Source organism: Pseudomonas sichuanensis, from assembly GCF_024749065.1.
Taxonomy (GTDB): domain Bacteria; phylum Pseudomonadota; class Gammaproteobacteria; order Pseudomonadales; family Pseudomonadaceae; genus Aquipseudomonas; species Aquipseudomonas sichuanensis.
Genome location: NZ_CP087185.1, coordinates 1645108 through 1658529, shown reverse-complemented (window position 1 = coordinate 1658529; position 13422 = coordinate 1645108). Strand labels below are relative to the sequence as shown.

Below are 13422 nucleotides of genomic sequence, written 5' to 3'. Positions count from 1 at the left end.
GGCTGCCCGGAACGCCTGTGGGATCGGCCTTGTCGGGCCGTTCCTACAGACAGGACATCAAGCCTCCCACAGCATTTGCCGCCAACAGTGCACGTCCGTACACTGCGCCGCGATCGTTCTGTGTGAGTCGTACCATGCTTTATCTGCTTCGCATGCTCCTGCTGGGGCTGCATTTCCTGCTCGTGGGAGTGCTTGGCCTGGTCATCGGCCTGCTGCGCCCGTTCAACCCCGACAACAGCCGCCTGTTCGCCCGCCTCTACAGCGTGCCCGCCGCCTGGTTCATGGGCATCAAGGTCAAGGCCGAGGTCGGCCCGCTGTGGGACCAGCCCCCGGGCTGCGTGATCATTGCCAACCATCAGTCCAACTACGACCTGTTCATCATTGGCCAGGTGGTACCGCGGCGCACCGTGGCCATCGGCAAGAAAAGCCTGGGCTGGGTGCCGCTGTTCGGCCAGCTGTTCTGGTTGGGCGGCAACGTGCTGATAGACCGTAAAAATGTCTTCCAGGCACGCCAGGCCCTGCAGGCGACTACCCGCACCTTGCAGCACGAGACTTCGATCTGGGTCTTCCCCGAGGGCACCCGCAACCCGGGCGAACAGCTGTTGCCGTTCAAGAAAGGCGCGTTCCACATGGCGCTCGAAGCCGGTGTGCCGATCGTGCCGGTGTGCGTCAGCCGTTACACGCGGCGCATGGGCCTGAACAGCTGGCGCCGGCGCACGGTGATCATTCGCTCGCTGGCGCCGATCGCCACCGCTGGCCTGACCCAGCAGGACCTGCCCGCCTTGATCGAGCAGTGCCAGGCGCAGATGCAGCATTGCATCGACCATATGGAAAACGAGCTGCCCGGCAACTGAGCCTGACTCTAGGGCCCATCGCCGGCAAGCCGGCTCCCACCTCGACCGCGTGCGCCACTCTGTGGACGCCGCGGTTTGCCGGCCTAGGGCCTGCGCAAATCTTCATGTCTACGGGTTGCTCCAAGCGCCCACACAGCCCAAGCTGTCCGTCGTGTTCAACCGAATAAGCGGACAACCATGGGTCGAGTCGTCGCGTCTGCGGTGTACAGCGCCGGCAGGAAAGTCACCAACATCAACCTCGATGAAGGCGCCGAGTGGGCACGCAAGCCCGGGCATTTCGTCTGGATCGGCCTTGAAGAGCCCAATGCCGAGGAGCTGGCCAACCTGCAGCGTCAGTTCGGCCTGCATGAGCTGGCGATCGAAGACGCCCTGGAAAAACACAGCCGGCCGAAACTCGAAACCTTCGGCGACGCGCTGTTCATCGTCACCTACTCCCCGGTGCGCCACGAGGGCCGGCTGGAATTCATCGAAACCCACATCTTTGCCGGCAACGGCTACATCATCACCTGCCGCAACGGCCATTCGAAATCCTATGCCCTGGTGCGCCAGCGTTGCGAGGCGCGCCCGCTGCTGCTCGAACACGGTGAAGATTTCGTGCTGTACGCCTTGCTCGACTTCGTCACCGAGAACTACCAGCCGGTCAGCGAAGCCATCCACGGCGAAATCGAAGAGCTGGAGCAGAGCGTGCTGAGCAACTCGCTCAAGGAAGAGGATATCCAGCGCCTGCACAGCCTGCGCCGCGACATCCTGCGCCTGCGTCGCTACGTGGCGCCGATGGTCGAGGTGAGCGAGGAGCTGCAGCGCCTGAACTTTCCGTTCATCGACAAGAACATGCGCCCCTACTTTCGCGACGTGCAGATCCACGTCACGCGGCAGATGGAGGATTTGGCCGGCATCCGCGACATCGCCAGCCAGACCATCGAGATCGGCATGCTGCTGGAGTCATCGCGCCAGAGCATCACCCAGCGCAAGTTCGCGGCCTGGGCGGCAATCCTGGCGTTCCCCACGGCGATTGCCGGAATTTATGGGATGAACTTCCAGAACATGCCGGAGCTGGGCTGGCATTACGGCTATTTTGCCGTGCTGAGCGTGATCGGGCTGGGGTGTGCGGGGTTGTTCTACAGCTTCAAGCGTTCGGGCTGGCTGTAGAACGCATCGCGGGGCAAGCCAGCTCCCACGGCCTCCGTGGGAGCTGGCTTGCCCCGCGATCGATCAGGCGGCGTCAGGCTTCGACTTGGCCGGCTGTTGGATGAAGCGCAGCATCCACTCGCCCACCAGGTCACCCTGGTGCTCGCTGGCCAGGCTGGCCACGGCTTTCTGATAGACCTCATCACCCAGGTAATCCTGGCGCGCATCGAGCAATGCGCGGGAATAGTCGTGGACGAACTCCGGATGGCCCTGGAAGCACAACACCTGGTCGCGAATGTGATAGGCGGCGTTCGGGCAGAAATCGCTGGAGGCGATCACCGTTGCATCCTTGGGCAGCTGGGTGACCTGGTCCTGGTGGCTGATCAGCAGGGTCAGCTCGGACACTTGCGGGTCCATCCACGGGGCATGGGCCGCCAGGCTGTAGCGATGAATACCCACACCCCAGCCCTTGTCGGCGCGCTCGGCCTTGCCACCGAGGGTCAAGGCCAGCAGTTGATGGCCGAAGCACACGCCCAGCAGCTTCTCGCCGCGCTCATAAAGTTTGAGCAGGTAGGCCTTGAGAGTCTGGATCCAGGGGTCGTCGCCGAACGAGTCGGCCTTGCTGCCTGTGACCAGGTAAGCATCGAAGGCTACGCCGTCCGGGGGGTAGTCGCCGTTCATGACGTTGAACACGTCAAACTCGGCAGCGATCGGCTGACGCGAAAACAGCTGCTCGAACATCCTTCCGTAGCCCTGGTACTGCGTGAGCAGCTCCGGTCGCAAGACATCGGTTTCAAGGATGCAGATGCGTAACGACATAGCGGTAGTCCTGAACGACATGTGGGTGGGATTTGCTGTAAAGACTGACGCGAAATATCAGCACAAGCAAGTAGGATGTCCGGACGAACGGTAGGCCCTGTAACCCTCGGTAACCCCCTGCGCGCACTCGTCTAGCCAGAGCGTGCCAGCGAGGTGGCCAGTGGCCTTAAAACCCTCGGATATCAATGCAAAATCCAATAGAACAAAGGGTTCTGAAACATCCCTGACGCGCGCCCTACTGTTGGTTGTATATCGACAAAACACGAGGCAAGCAGCGACGGCGTCTTACCACGCCACTGCGATCGACCCGACGCGTGACAGGGAAGTCAAGGGTTATTCAGGAATAACAACAAGAAGGCGGTCCGCCATGTTCAGACAATCGAAAGTACGCCAAGCCGGGCTCATACTGTTCGCCACCACACTGCTACTGATTCTGCCGAACCTCACCCGGCTGTTTGGCTGACGGCGGCTGTGGCCTTTGCAGGTTATGCACGGGTAATCTGCCGACCTTGATGGTTGGAGACCCCCATGCGCCTGTACCTCGCCCTGCTCTGCCTGTTGCTCACACCGCCGCTTTCGGCGGCGCAGTTGAACCTGGAGCTGGGCGAAAAGCACCGGCAATGGCAGAGCGAGCAACTGCTCCACCACCCACAAGCCCGCGACATCACCATCGAACAGGATGTGGCCTACAAACGAACGGTGCATTACCGCGCAGTGCCGCTGGCGGCGCTGCTCGAAGGGGTGAGCGCAGCCGATCACCTGCAAGCCGTGGCCCTGGATGGTTTCGCCGCCGAAATGCCGGCGGCTGCGCTGCTGCAAAGCGGCCCGGCCCAGGCCTGGCTGGCCATCGAAGATCCCGCCCATGGTTGGCCGCCGCTCGCCGCCGGCAAGCCGAGCGCCGGGCCGTTCTACCTGGTTTGGACCAACCCCCGGGCCAGCGGTATCCGCCCCGAACAATGGCCGTTCCAGATCGCCACGATCCGCCGCCTGGCTGCGGTGGAGGTACGCTTCCCTGCCCTGTTGCCCGCCCCCGCGTTGCCTGAGCACGACCCGGTGCGCCAGGGCTTCGCCCTGTTCCAGCAGAACTGCCTGGCCTGCCACCGCCTCAATGGCGCAGGCGACGCGCAATTCGGCCCGGACCTGAACCTGCCGCACAACCCCACCGAGTATTTCCAGCCGGCGTTCCTGCGCCAGTACATCCGCGACCCGCAGAGCCTGCGGCGGTGGCCGCAGGCAAGGATGCCGGGGTTTTCCACGCAGGTGCTCAACGAGCAGGAGCTCGATGCGTTGCTGGCGTATCTGAAACATATGGCGGGGCGTAAACAGTGAAGCCGACCTTGCGCTGACTGCAGGAGCGGCCTTGCCGGGGCGCTCCTGCAGGTCTCAGGCGATCGGCCGCTCCTGCTTGACGCCCCAGCCTTCGACCTCGCCGCCATAAGGCGAAACGACGCGTTCGAACGATGCCTCGAAAGCGCCAATCCCCCCGTAGGTGGCATACATGACCTTGCTCAGTTCCAGGTGCCAGGCGCCATCGTCGCGCTCGCTCACCTGGGCACTGAGCGACTCCCCACGGAACTGCCCCGCCGCCCGGCGCGCGCAGGCCTCGTCGGGGAAAACGGCATAGAACTCGATGGGGTGGATGCGGGTGAAGTCAAAACCGCCAGCTTTCATCTGGCTAAGAACACTGCTGCTGATATCGTCGTTCAGGCTGCTCATGAAACGTCCTCCTGCAATGCAATGGATAGACTTTCCGTGCACAACGCACTTGCCTGGCACTTGAGACTTGCCTGGCGTTTAGAGCTGATGCAAAACGAGAATGAAGACGACGCGGACCCGCAGAATAGGCCCACGTCTTCAAGCAGCGTAGTGCCTGAGCCGGCACCTCGCCAGAAACCCGTTATTCAGGGGGCTTCGTCAATAGCGGTGATGGTGACGCCGTTCTGCTCCTTGAGCCAACGTGCAGTCGGGGAAAAGCTGCGGTCTTGAAAATCGTTGAGGTCCAGTTCATCCATGAGCGGAAACAGACGGGAGCGAATCGCCCGTGCGGCATCTTCCTCACTGGGGCGCTGCTCGGCGTTGAGCAACAGCGATTGCGGTTCGCCCTTCTGGTCAGCAAAGCGCACTTCCCACTCTTTCATCGATCAGCCCTCGCTACCACTACGGTGAGTGAAACTGCGTACTAGCTTGACCCTGACAAGGGGGCAATTGTTCAGCCCCAAGCATGAAACTTGATAAAAAAAGCCCGCCGGGTCAGGGCGGGCTTTTTCGATGCAGCGACTTAGTTACTTCGGCGTGCCATGGACCACACCAGCGGTGTTGTCCAGCAGGCTCTTGGTCGCGGTCTGGATGTACGCCTCCAGTTTTTTCTGCAACTGCGACTCGTCCGGGCTGTCGATCAGCTCGGCCTTGAACTCACGGCCCAGCTGGTAACGGTACATGCGCGGGCTCATGTCCTTGGACTCGATGAGGATACGGTCACCCTGCACCAGGCCGACGATCTGTTCGCTGCCCGACGGCTTGATGATGCCCACGCCCTGGTCGCCTTCCGGCAGGTTGAGCAGGTCACGGCCCCAGCACTGGTGGCGGGCCTGGCCACCGAGGCGGCCCATGATGGTCGGCACGATGTCGACCTGGGTGCCCACGGTGTGGTTGACCGCGCCGAACTTGTCCTGGATACCCGGGGCAATCAGCAGCAATGGCACGTTGAAGCGGCCCAGGTCCAGCTCGGTGACCTGCTGGTGGTTGCCGAAGCCGTGGTCGCCAACGATGACGAACAGGGTCTCCTTGAAGTACGGCTCCTTGCGCGCCTTCTCGAAGAACTGGCCCAGCGCCCAGTCGGAGTAGCGCATGGCGGTCAGGTGCTCGTCCAGGCGGCCTTGACCGGTGACCTTCTCGACCGGCAGGTCCTTGGGCAGTGCGTACGGGGTGTGGTTGGACAGCGTCTGCAGCAGGGCATAGATCGGCTTCTTGCCGTCATGCTTGGCCAGCTCTTCGTTGCCGCGGTCGAACATGTCCTGGTCGGAAACGCCCCAGGTCGGGTCGGAGAACACCGGATTGACGAAGTCGTTGCGGCCAATGAAGGTAGTCATGCCCTGGTTGCCGAAGAACCCGGACTGGTTATCCCAGGCGAAGTCACCGTTGTAGACGTAGACGTCGTCGTAATCGCGGGCGCTGAGCAGCGCTGGCAGGCCGGACAGCTTGTGGCCGCCTTCCGGGGTCTGCATCAGGTATTCGAAGCCCGGCAGGTTGGGGAAGCAGGCCATGGTGGCGAACATACCCTGGTGGGTATGGGTGCCGTTGGAGAAGAAGCGGTCGAACAGCAGCCCCTCTTTGGCCAGCTTGTCGAAATACGGAGTGATGTTGGTCTCGCTGCCCAGGGCGCCCACCGAATGCCCGGCGAAGCTCTCCATCAGGATGACCACCACGTTCTTGATCGGCAGGGTGCGTTCCTGGGGCGGCACGAAGTCGCGACGGATCGCCGCTTCGTCGGCATCGACCAGGGTGTCATGCGGGGTCAGCAGCTGGTCGCGCACGCTCTGGGTGGCCAGGTTCTGGTCCAGGGTCGCTTTCCAGATGTTGGCGCGGTCTTCACCGAAGCGGCTCTTGGCGGCATCGATCAGGGTCAGGGTGCCGTTCAGGCCAAGCTGGTTGACGAAGTTCGAGTCAGTGGTGAAAGCATCGCCCCAACGCATGGGCGGGCCCTGGCGCAGGGTGCCACGGGCGGCCACCACGGCGATCAGCAGGATCACCACGAACACCACCAGGCGACCGTACCAAGGCGCCACGGTGCGCGTGCCGGCGCCTTGCAGGCTGGCGCTGCCGCCACGGGTCAGGCGGTCGATGCCCTTGAACAGCAGGCTCAAGAGCCAGGTGCCGACCAGCCAGGCCAGGATGTAGCGCACCACCGGGAAGCCGTACCAGAGCATGCTCATGACGGTCTTGGGGTCTTCCTTGATGTACTGGAACACCAGGCCGTTCAGGCGTTGGTGGAACTCGCGGTAGAAATCCATCTCCATCAGGCCGAGGAACATCACCACGCTCGACGCGATGGTCAGCCACAAGCGGAACAGGCCACGCCGGGCCATCAGCCAGGGGCTGAGCAGGGCCAACAGCAGCGGAATGCTGATGTACACAACCACCCGCAGGTCGAAGCGCAGGCCGTTGAGGAAACCTTCGGCCACGGTCGAGTAAGGGGTGTCGCCGATCATGTCGCTGTTGTAGACCAGCAGCGCCAGGCGCACGAGGCTGAGCATCAGCATGATCACCAGGCCGCTGAGCAGCGTATAGGCCAGGTGGGATTTCAGGGTCGGCGAGAACGAGCCTCGCGCGCCCCCTTGCTTCAGGGCGTCCGTGATAGCCATGAATGGAGAGGTCCTAGGATTGCGGGTTTGCGAAAAGGGCGAAATCGCCGACAGCCAGGCCTTGCCATCGATCATGGCACCGGACCAGAGCGGCATTGTGCGGCGCGGATTCTCGAAAATCGAGTGTGAAAATTTTGTCGATAGCGCTTGTCACAGGCTATGGCAGGATAGGCCTTGTCGTCGGCAAATTGTAACTGCTGATGCCAGCTTTTCGCGGTATCAGGTGATCAGATCCGCAGGTTGCCCCGCGGGCCGGCAATGGCCCAGATGATCAGCCCCAGCACCGGCAGCAGCACGATCAGCAGGATCCACAACACCTTGATACCGACTTCGGCGCTGCTTTTGAGTACGTTCAGCACCGCCCAGATGTCCAGGGCGAGGATGACCAGGCCGACCAGCCCGTTGAAAGTAGAGCCCATGCCGCCGCTCCCGTGTGGTGAATGTGAGCCAGAGCATAGCTGGCTATGGCCTCGATAGAGGGGAATCCTTGGTCCCACGGGCCAGTCAGTGGATAGACTGGCAGCATTCATCGCTTCGAGGTCCGCATGCCCCCAGCCCACAACCACAACGCCACCCCCTTCTCGCCACTCGGCGCCTGGCGGCAACAGGCCCGCACCACACCCTGGCTCAGCGCCGGCCTGGGCTTGAGCCTGCTGGCCATCATCGCACTGCTGCTGGCGAGCATCTGGAATGCGCTCAATGGCGATCATGCCGACCACCTGCCCCTGGCCACCCTCGGCGGCCTGTCCGGCTTTGCGGCCACCGCGCTGGGCGCGGTGCTGGCGGTGGTGCTGCGCGACGTCAGCGCGCGCAGCCAGGACGTGATGCTCGGCTTTGCCGCCGGCATGATGCTCGCCGCCAGTTCCTTCTCCCTGATTCTTCCCGGCCTCGACGCTGCCCGCGAGATCACCGGCAACGGCCCGGCCGCAGCCTTCACCGTGGTGCTGGGCATGGGCCTGGGCGTGCTGCTGATGCTCGGCCTCGACCGTTTCACCCCGCACGAGCACGAAAGCACGGGCCCCTGTGGCCCGCAAGCCGAGCGGGTGAGCCGGGTGTGGCTGTTCGTGCTGGCCATCACCCTGCACAACCTGCCCGAAGGCATGGCCATCGGTGTGAGTTTCGCCAACGGCGACATGAGCATCGGCCTGCCACTGACCAGCGCCATCGCCATCCAGGACATTCCCGAGGGCCTGGCTGTCGCCCTGGCCCTGCGCGCCACGGGGCTGTCCAACTTCAAGGCGGCGCTGGTGGCGATCGGCTCCGGCCTGATGGAGCCGTTGGGTGCGGTGATCGGCCTGGGCATCTCCACCGGCTTCGCCCTGGCCTACCCGATCAGCATGGGCCTGGCGGCGGGAGCGATGATCTTCGTGGTGTCCCACGAGGTCATTCCGGAGACCCACCGCAACGGCCACCAGACCTCGGCGACACTGGGGTTGATGGGCGGGTTTGCGGTGATGATGTTTCTCGATACCGCGTTGGGTTGAAACTGACTACTGCCTTCAGGGCCATTTCGCGGGTAAACCCGCTCCCACAGGTTTTGTACAGGGCCTGAGGCCAGCTCAGTACCTGTGGGAGCGGGTTTACCCGCGAAAAGAGCGGCGCAGATTTCAGACGTGTACAGCCACCTTCAATGCTTCCAGCGCCGGCTCGACCTTGATCCCCACCGCAGCGCCCAGCTCCAGCACCCGCGCCAGGTCGTTCTGCCCCACCATCACCACCTGCAACTCGTCGTCGAGCAACTGGCTGAAGTTCAGCAGCACATAACCGCCGGCTTCCTTGTTCAGCGCGCCCATCTGCACCTGGATGCGGTTGAGCGCGGTCAACGGCTCGGTACGTGCCAGTTGCTTGGGCTTGAGGGTGAACGGCACGCTCTTGTCGAACGAATCGCTGATCTGCTGGAACAGGTCCTGGTAGCTGTCGGCCTGGAACAGCACGGTGTCGGGCAGGCTGCCGACCACCACCCATTCGCCCAGCGGGAACGGGAAGGTATCGTCGTAATTGATGTCTGGGTTGGCAGCAAGGAAGGCGGCGGGGTCGGCGTAAGCCTGGGCGGCCTCGTCGGCGATGCGCTCGATATCCTCATCGCGCATGCAGCCGGCAGCGATGAGGCGGATGAGTTCGAGCAACTGGTCTTTCATGGGGGGGCCCTGCGGGTTGGCGTGAAAAGGCGCCAAGGATAGCCGCAAACGCCCCCGGGCCGTTAGCCGGCGAGTGCTTCGAGGCGCGCTGCAGCGTCCGTCGCGCCCATGGTGCGCGCCGCCATCAGTGCGGTGGCACCCCCGGCATCGCGGTGCGCCGGGTCGGCGCCCTGGGCCAGCAGGTAGTCGATGATCTCCAGGCGATTGAACATCGCCGCCAGCATCAGTGCGGTACGGCCGTCCGCTGCGGCGGCGTCCACGGGCACGCCCTGCTCCAGCAGCAGGCGAATCATCGCCAGGTCGCCCTTGAATGCCGCGCCGGCGATGGGCAACTGGCCATTGTCGTTGGCGATCAGTGGGTCGGCACCGTGGCCGAGCAGCACCTGCACCGCCTCATGGTGGCCGTGGTAGCTGGCCAGCATCAGCAGGGTATCGCCCTTGTGGTTGCGTAAATCGACCGGCAAGCCGCTGTCGAGCAGGCGCCTGAGCATCGGCGCATCGCCGCGGCGGGCACGCTCGAAGACTTCTTCGGCGAATGCGGCGGTTTCTTCGGCGGTCATGGGCGCGGGCTGTTGGTCGGACATCTGGAACCTCCTGGCAATTGAATGGGCCCAAGTGTTGGTCAGGCACCGCCAGCGGGTCAAAGGTTCAGATTCTATGGGGGGCAAAGACAGAAGCTATGACCGTGCAAATTGCACTGTGCAAATTGCACGACCTTGCAGAATGCAATCCAAGGCGTTCCCAAATATGCGATAACTTATTGTTTATAAAGGATTTTTTACAACGAGAAGAATGGCACGATCACTGCAAAACCCAACTCATGTCTGCCCACACATCAGTCAGGAGTTGATATGGACCTCATCCAGCAAAAGTTCGTCTCGGTGTTTTCCGCTTATCAGGTGGACACGAAGGCCCGCCCGGACGGCGGTGTGCTGCTGACCTTGCGCGCCGCCGATGGCGTGGTCACCCGCCGAGTGCTGAGCTACGCGCAACTGCACAGTGCCGAACAGCTGTCGTGGGCGATCAGTGCGCTGCGCCGTGACCTCGCCGAACAAGCCAGCGAACTGCCAGTGATCTCCAGGCTGCAGAGCCAGCAGCGCTTCGCGCTGCCAACCTACCGCTAAGCGGCTGTTTCAGAGCTCGCCAAACCCCGGGAACTGCCGGGCACCGGCATCACCGGTGAAACGCGGCTGCACGCCCTGCTCGCTGGCGTGCAGCCGCAACGCCAGGCAGAACGGCGTGTCCCCCAGGTCAAGCCAGCGCCGGGTGCCAGCCGGCACCACCAGCACATCATCTTTTTCACACAGCACGGCATAGACGAAATCGCCCAGGCGCAGGCTCAGCTGCGCACGCCCGCTGATCAGCGCGAACACTTGCTCGTCGTCATGCACATGCTCGTCGCGCAAGTCGACCTCGGCGGGGTCGTCGCCATCGCGGCTGAGCAGACTGAAGGTTGCGCTGCCATGCTCGCTCATCAGCCGGTCGAGCGGTGCGCGGCACGCGTCCAGCACCTCGCTCAGGCTGCTGCCAGGACGCAGGCGCGCGCCGGATTCCCAGCGCGCCAGGCGTACACCCTGCTCGGCCAGGGTGGCGACGATGTCGTCGTGGTGAGTCAGTACCTTGTTCGCAAGCTCGGGGCTGCTGCTGTGGAAAACGCTGAGGATGCTCATCAGGGGTCGTTCCTGCTGTCTTTCAAACGGAGGGCAATGATAACGGCTGCCGCCAGTGCCGCGACGCTGGCCATACCAAAGGTGAAGTGCGGGCCCAGGAGTTTCCAGCTGTAACCCGAATACAGCGCGCCCAGCGCACCGCCGGTGCCGGACAAGGCGGCGTACAACGCCTGGCCCTGGCCCTGCTGGCGGGCACCGAAGCTGGACTGCACGAAGGCAATGCTGGCGGCGTGGAAGCAACCGAAGGTGGCGGCGTGCAACACCTGGGCAAGCACCAGCACCGCCGGGATATCCGCCAGGTTGCCCAGCAGCAGCCAGCGCACGGCGGCCAGCAGGAAGCTCGCCAACAGCACCCGGCGTACCGAAAAGCGCGCAAAGATGCGGCTCATGGCCATGAACACCAGCACCTCGGCCACCACCCCCAGCGCCCACAGCAGGCCGATCGCACCGCGGCTATAGCCCAGCGACTCCAGGTGCAGGGTGAGGAAGGTGTAGTACGGGCCGTGGCTGAGTTGCATCAGCCCCACGCACAGGTAGAACGCCAGCACGCCCGGGGCCAGCAACTGCTTGAGGAAGCCCCCTGCCCCGCGCCGCTCGGCATGCTCCGGCGGCTGGGCGTTGGGCACCCACAGGCTGGCGGCGACGATGCCGGCCATGATGGTCACCAGGGCCACCGGGTAGATGTCCAGGCTCAACTGTTCGAACAGGCGCCCCAGGCCGACCACGGTGAGGATGAAGCCGATCGAGCCCCACAGCCGCACCTGGCTGTAGCGCGCGGTCTGGCCGTGCAGGTGGGCCAGGGTGATCACTTCGAACTGCGGCAGCACCGCATGCCAGAAGAACGCGTGCAGGGCCATCACCAACGCCAGCCAGGCGTAGCTCTTGCCGAAGAAGATCAGCGAGAAGGTCGCCAGGGTCGACAAAGCCCCCAAACGCACGATCAACAGGCGCTGGCCACTGCGGTCACCCAGCCAGCCCCACAGGTTGGGGGCGACGCAACGCATCAGCATGGGGATGGCCACCAGCTCGCCGATGCGTGCCGGGGAAAAGCCCAGGTGATCGAAGTACAGGGCCAGGAACGGCGCCGTGGAGCCGAGCAGGGCGAAGTAGAAAAGGTAGAAGCTGGACAGGCGCCAGTAGGGGATGGGGGGCATGGGGCAGACCGCGGGTTCGGTGGTGTCTGACCGGGCCTATCGCTGGCAAGCCAGCTCCCACAGGTTATGCGCAGGCCTCAGCGACAACCCATGACCTGTGGGAGCCGGCTTGCCGGCGATAGCGCCGGCACAGTCGGCTGAATACTCAGAGCTGGCCCAGCACCGGGGTATTCACCTTCACGTCGGCATTCTGCCCGCGGTGGCGCAGCAGGTGGTCCATCAGCACGATGGCCATCATCGCTTCGGCGATCGGCGTGGCACGGATACCGACGCACGGATCGTGACGGCCCTTGGTGATCACTTCCACCGGGTTGCCATCGATGTCGATCGAGCGGCCCGGCGTGGTGATGCTGGAGGTCGGCTTGAGCGCCAGGTGGGCGACGATCGGCTGGCCGGAAGAGATGCCACCGAGAATGCCGCCGGCGTTGTTGCTGAGGAAGCCTTCCGGCGTCATTTCGTCTCGGTGTTCGGTGCCGCGCTGGGCGACGCAGGCGAAACCGGCGCCGATCTCAACGCCCTTGACGGCGTTGATGCTCATCAGTGCATGGGCCAGCTCGGCGTCGAGGCGGTCGAAGATCGGCTCGCCCAGGCCCGGCATCACGCCCTCGGCCACCACGGTGATCTTCGCCCCGACCGAATCCTGGTCACGGCGCAGTTGGTCCATGTAGGCCTCGAGCTCCGGCACCTTGGCCGGGTCGGGGCTGAAGAAGGCGTTGTCTTCCACCGAGTCCCAGGTTTTGAACGGGATCTCGATCGGGCCGAGCTGGCTCATGTAGCCGCGCACGCGGATGCCCTGGGTGGCCAGGTACTTCTTGGCGATGGCGCCTGCTGCCACGCGCATGGCGGTCTCGCGCGCCGAGCTGCGCCCGCCGCCGCGGTAGTCGCGCTCGCCATACTTGTGGTGGTAGGTGTAGTCGGCGTGGGCCGGGCGGAACAGGTCCTTGATCGCCGAGTAGTCCTTGGACTTCTGGTCGGTGTTGCGGATCAGCAGGCCGATGGAGCAGCCGGTGGTGCGGCCTTCGAACACGCCGGAGAGGATCTCCACTTCATCCGCTTCCTGGCGCTGGGTGGTATGCCGGCTGGTGCCGGGCTTGCGCCGGTCAAGGTCATGCTGCAGATCGGCCAGGGAGATTTCCAGGCCGGGCGGGCACCCATCGACAATGGCGACCAACGCCGGGCCATGGCTTTCGCCAGCGGTGGTGACAGTGAACAGCTTGCCGTAGGTATTGCCGGACATGGACGCTCCGCGAAATCAGCCTGAGTGGGACGAAAGCAGCAGTATACGGAAAACGCCACAG

The 13422-nt window shown here is 63.8% G+C and carries 15 protein-coding genes; 5 read left to right on the top strand and 10 right to left on the bottom strand.

All coding sequences use genetic code 11. The annotated features are described in order from the left end of the window. Positions 1 to 134: 134 nt before the first annotated feature. Both LOY51_RS07675 and LOY51_RS07670 read left to right on the top strand, forming a co-directional pair. On the top strand, positions 135 to 854 hold the full coding sequence (locus LOY51_RS07675; protein ID WP_258645543.1) for a lysophospholipid acyltransferase family protein: 720 nt from the start codon (positions 135 to 137) through the stop codon (positions 852 to 854). A gap of 177 nt (positions 855 to 1031) precedes the next feature. Next, a complete protein-coding gene (locus tag LOY51_RS07670; protein ID WP_125463169.1) occupies positions 1032 to 2003 on the top strand; it encodes a magnesium and cobalt transport protein CorA in 972 nt (323 codons plus the stop codon). 63 nt (positions 2004 to 2066) lie between these two features. Here the strand turns inward: LOY51_RS07670 and LOY51_RS07665 are convergent, their stop codons facing one another. Beyond that, the gene (locus tag LOY51_RS07665; protein WP_125463168.1) at positions 2067 to 2801 is read right to left on the bottom strand and encodes an amidotransferase; all 735 of its coding nucleotides are present in this window, start codon (positions 2799 to 2801) and stop codon (positions 2067 to 2069) included. Positions 2802 to 3329: 528 nt separating this feature from the next. On the opposite strand from LOY51_RS07665, the gene LOY51_RS07660 reads away from it, so the two are divergent. Beyond that, positions 3330 to 4130, top strand: a complete 801-nt coding sequence (locus tag LOY51_RS07660; protein WP_258645540.1) for a cytochrome c — start codon at positions 3330 to 3332, stop codon at positions 4128 to 4130. A 54-nt stretch (positions 4131 to 4184) separates the two neighbouring features. On the opposite strand, the gene LOY51_RS07655 is transcribed toward LOY51_RS07660, so the two are convergent. The 4 genes from LOY51_RS07655 to LOY51_RS07640 form a co-directional block, all read right to left on the bottom strand. Beyond that, positions 4185 to 4517, bottom strand: coding sequence for a ribonuclease E inhibitor RraB (locus LOY51_RS07655; protein WP_110992570.1), 333 nt, complete (start codon positions 4515 to 4517; stop codon positions 4185 to 4187). A 185-nt stretch (positions 4518 to 4702) separates the two neighbouring features. Beyond that, on the bottom strand, positions 4703 to 4939 hold the full coding sequence (locus tag LOY51_RS07650; RefSeq protein ID WP_125463165.1) for a hypothetical protein: 237 nt from the start codon (positions 4937 to 4939) through the stop codon (positions 4703 to 4705). A 144-nt stretch (positions 4940 to 5083) separates the two neighbouring features. Further along, the gene (locus LOY51_RS07645) at positions 5084 to 7162 is read right to left on the bottom strand and encodes an LTA synthase family protein (protein ID WP_258645538.1); all 2079 of its coding nucleotides are present in this window, start codon (positions 7160 to 7162) and stop codon (positions 5084 to 5086) included. A 227-nt stretch (positions 7163 to 7389) separates the two neighbouring features. Further along, the gene (locus LOY51_RS07640; RefSeq protein ID WP_125463163.1) at positions 7390 to 7581 is read right to left on the bottom strand and encodes a PLDc N-terminal domain-containing protein; all 192 of its coding nucleotides are present in this window, start codon (positions 7579 to 7581) and stop codon (positions 7390 to 7392) included. A gap of 126 nt (positions 7582 to 7707) precedes the next feature. Between LOY51_RS07640 and LOY51_RS07635 the strand changes: the two genes are divergently transcribed. Beyond that, entirely contained in the window at positions 7708 to 8646 is a 939-nt protein-coding gene (locus LOY51_RS07635; protein WP_258645536.1) for a ZIP family metal transporter, read from the top strand. Between the two features lie 123 nt (positions 8647 to 8769). Here the strand turns inward: LOY51_RS07635 and LOY51_RS07630 are convergent, their stop codons facing one another. Together LOY51_RS07630 and LOY51_RS07625 are read right to left on the bottom strand one after the other, a co-directional pair. Further along, the gene (locus tag LOY51_RS07630; protein ID WP_110992565.1) at positions 8770 to 9300 is read right to left on the bottom strand and encodes a hypothetical protein; all 531 of its coding nucleotides are present in this window, start codon (positions 9298 to 9300) and stop codon (positions 8770 to 8772) included. 62 nt (positions 9301 to 9362) lie between these two features. Beyond that, positions 9363 to 9884: an ankyrin repeat domain-containing protein gene (locus LOY51_RS07625; RefSeq protein WP_258645534.1), complete on the bottom strand. Its 522-nt coding sequence runs from the start codon at positions 9882 to 9884 to the stop codon at positions 9363 to 9365. A gap of 267 nt (positions 9885 to 10151) precedes the next feature. Here LOY51_RS07625 and LOY51_RS07620 point away from each other — a divergent pair, with 267 nt between their 5' ends. After that, positions 10152 to 10424 carry a DUF3509 domain-containing protein gene (locus LOY51_RS07620; RefSeq protein ID WP_125463159.1) on the top strand — a complete coding sequence of 91 codons (273 nt, stop codon included), beginning with the start codon at positions 10152 to 10154 and terminating at the stop codon, positions 10422 to 10424. A gap of 9 nt (positions 10425 to 10433) precedes the next feature. Here LOY51_RS07620 and LOY51_RS07615 read toward each other — a convergent pair whose 3' ends face one another. The 3 genes from LOY51_RS07615 to aroC form a co-directional block, all read right to left on the bottom strand. Further along, the gene (locus LOY51_RS07615; protein WP_258645531.1) at positions 10434 to 10970 is read right to left on the bottom strand and encodes an oxidase; all 537 of its coding nucleotides are present in this window, start codon (positions 10968 to 10970) and stop codon (positions 10434 to 10436) included. Further along, positions 10970 to 12124, bottom strand: coding sequence for an MFS transporter (locus tag LOY51_RS07610; protein WP_125857845.1), 1155 nt, complete (start codon positions 12122 to 12124; stop codon positions 10970 to 10972). Before LOY51_RS07610 ends, LOY51_RS07615 begins: the two co-directional genes overlap by 1 nt. Positions 12125 to 12269: 145 nt before the next feature. Continuing rightward, positions 12270 to 13361 (bottom strand): chorismate synthase, encoded by a 1092-nt coding sequence (gene aroC / locus LOY51_RS07605; protein WP_125463156.1) that lies wholly within the window; start codon positions 13359 to 13361, stop codon positions 12270 to 12272. Positions 13362 to 13422 lie beyond the last annotated feature (61 nt).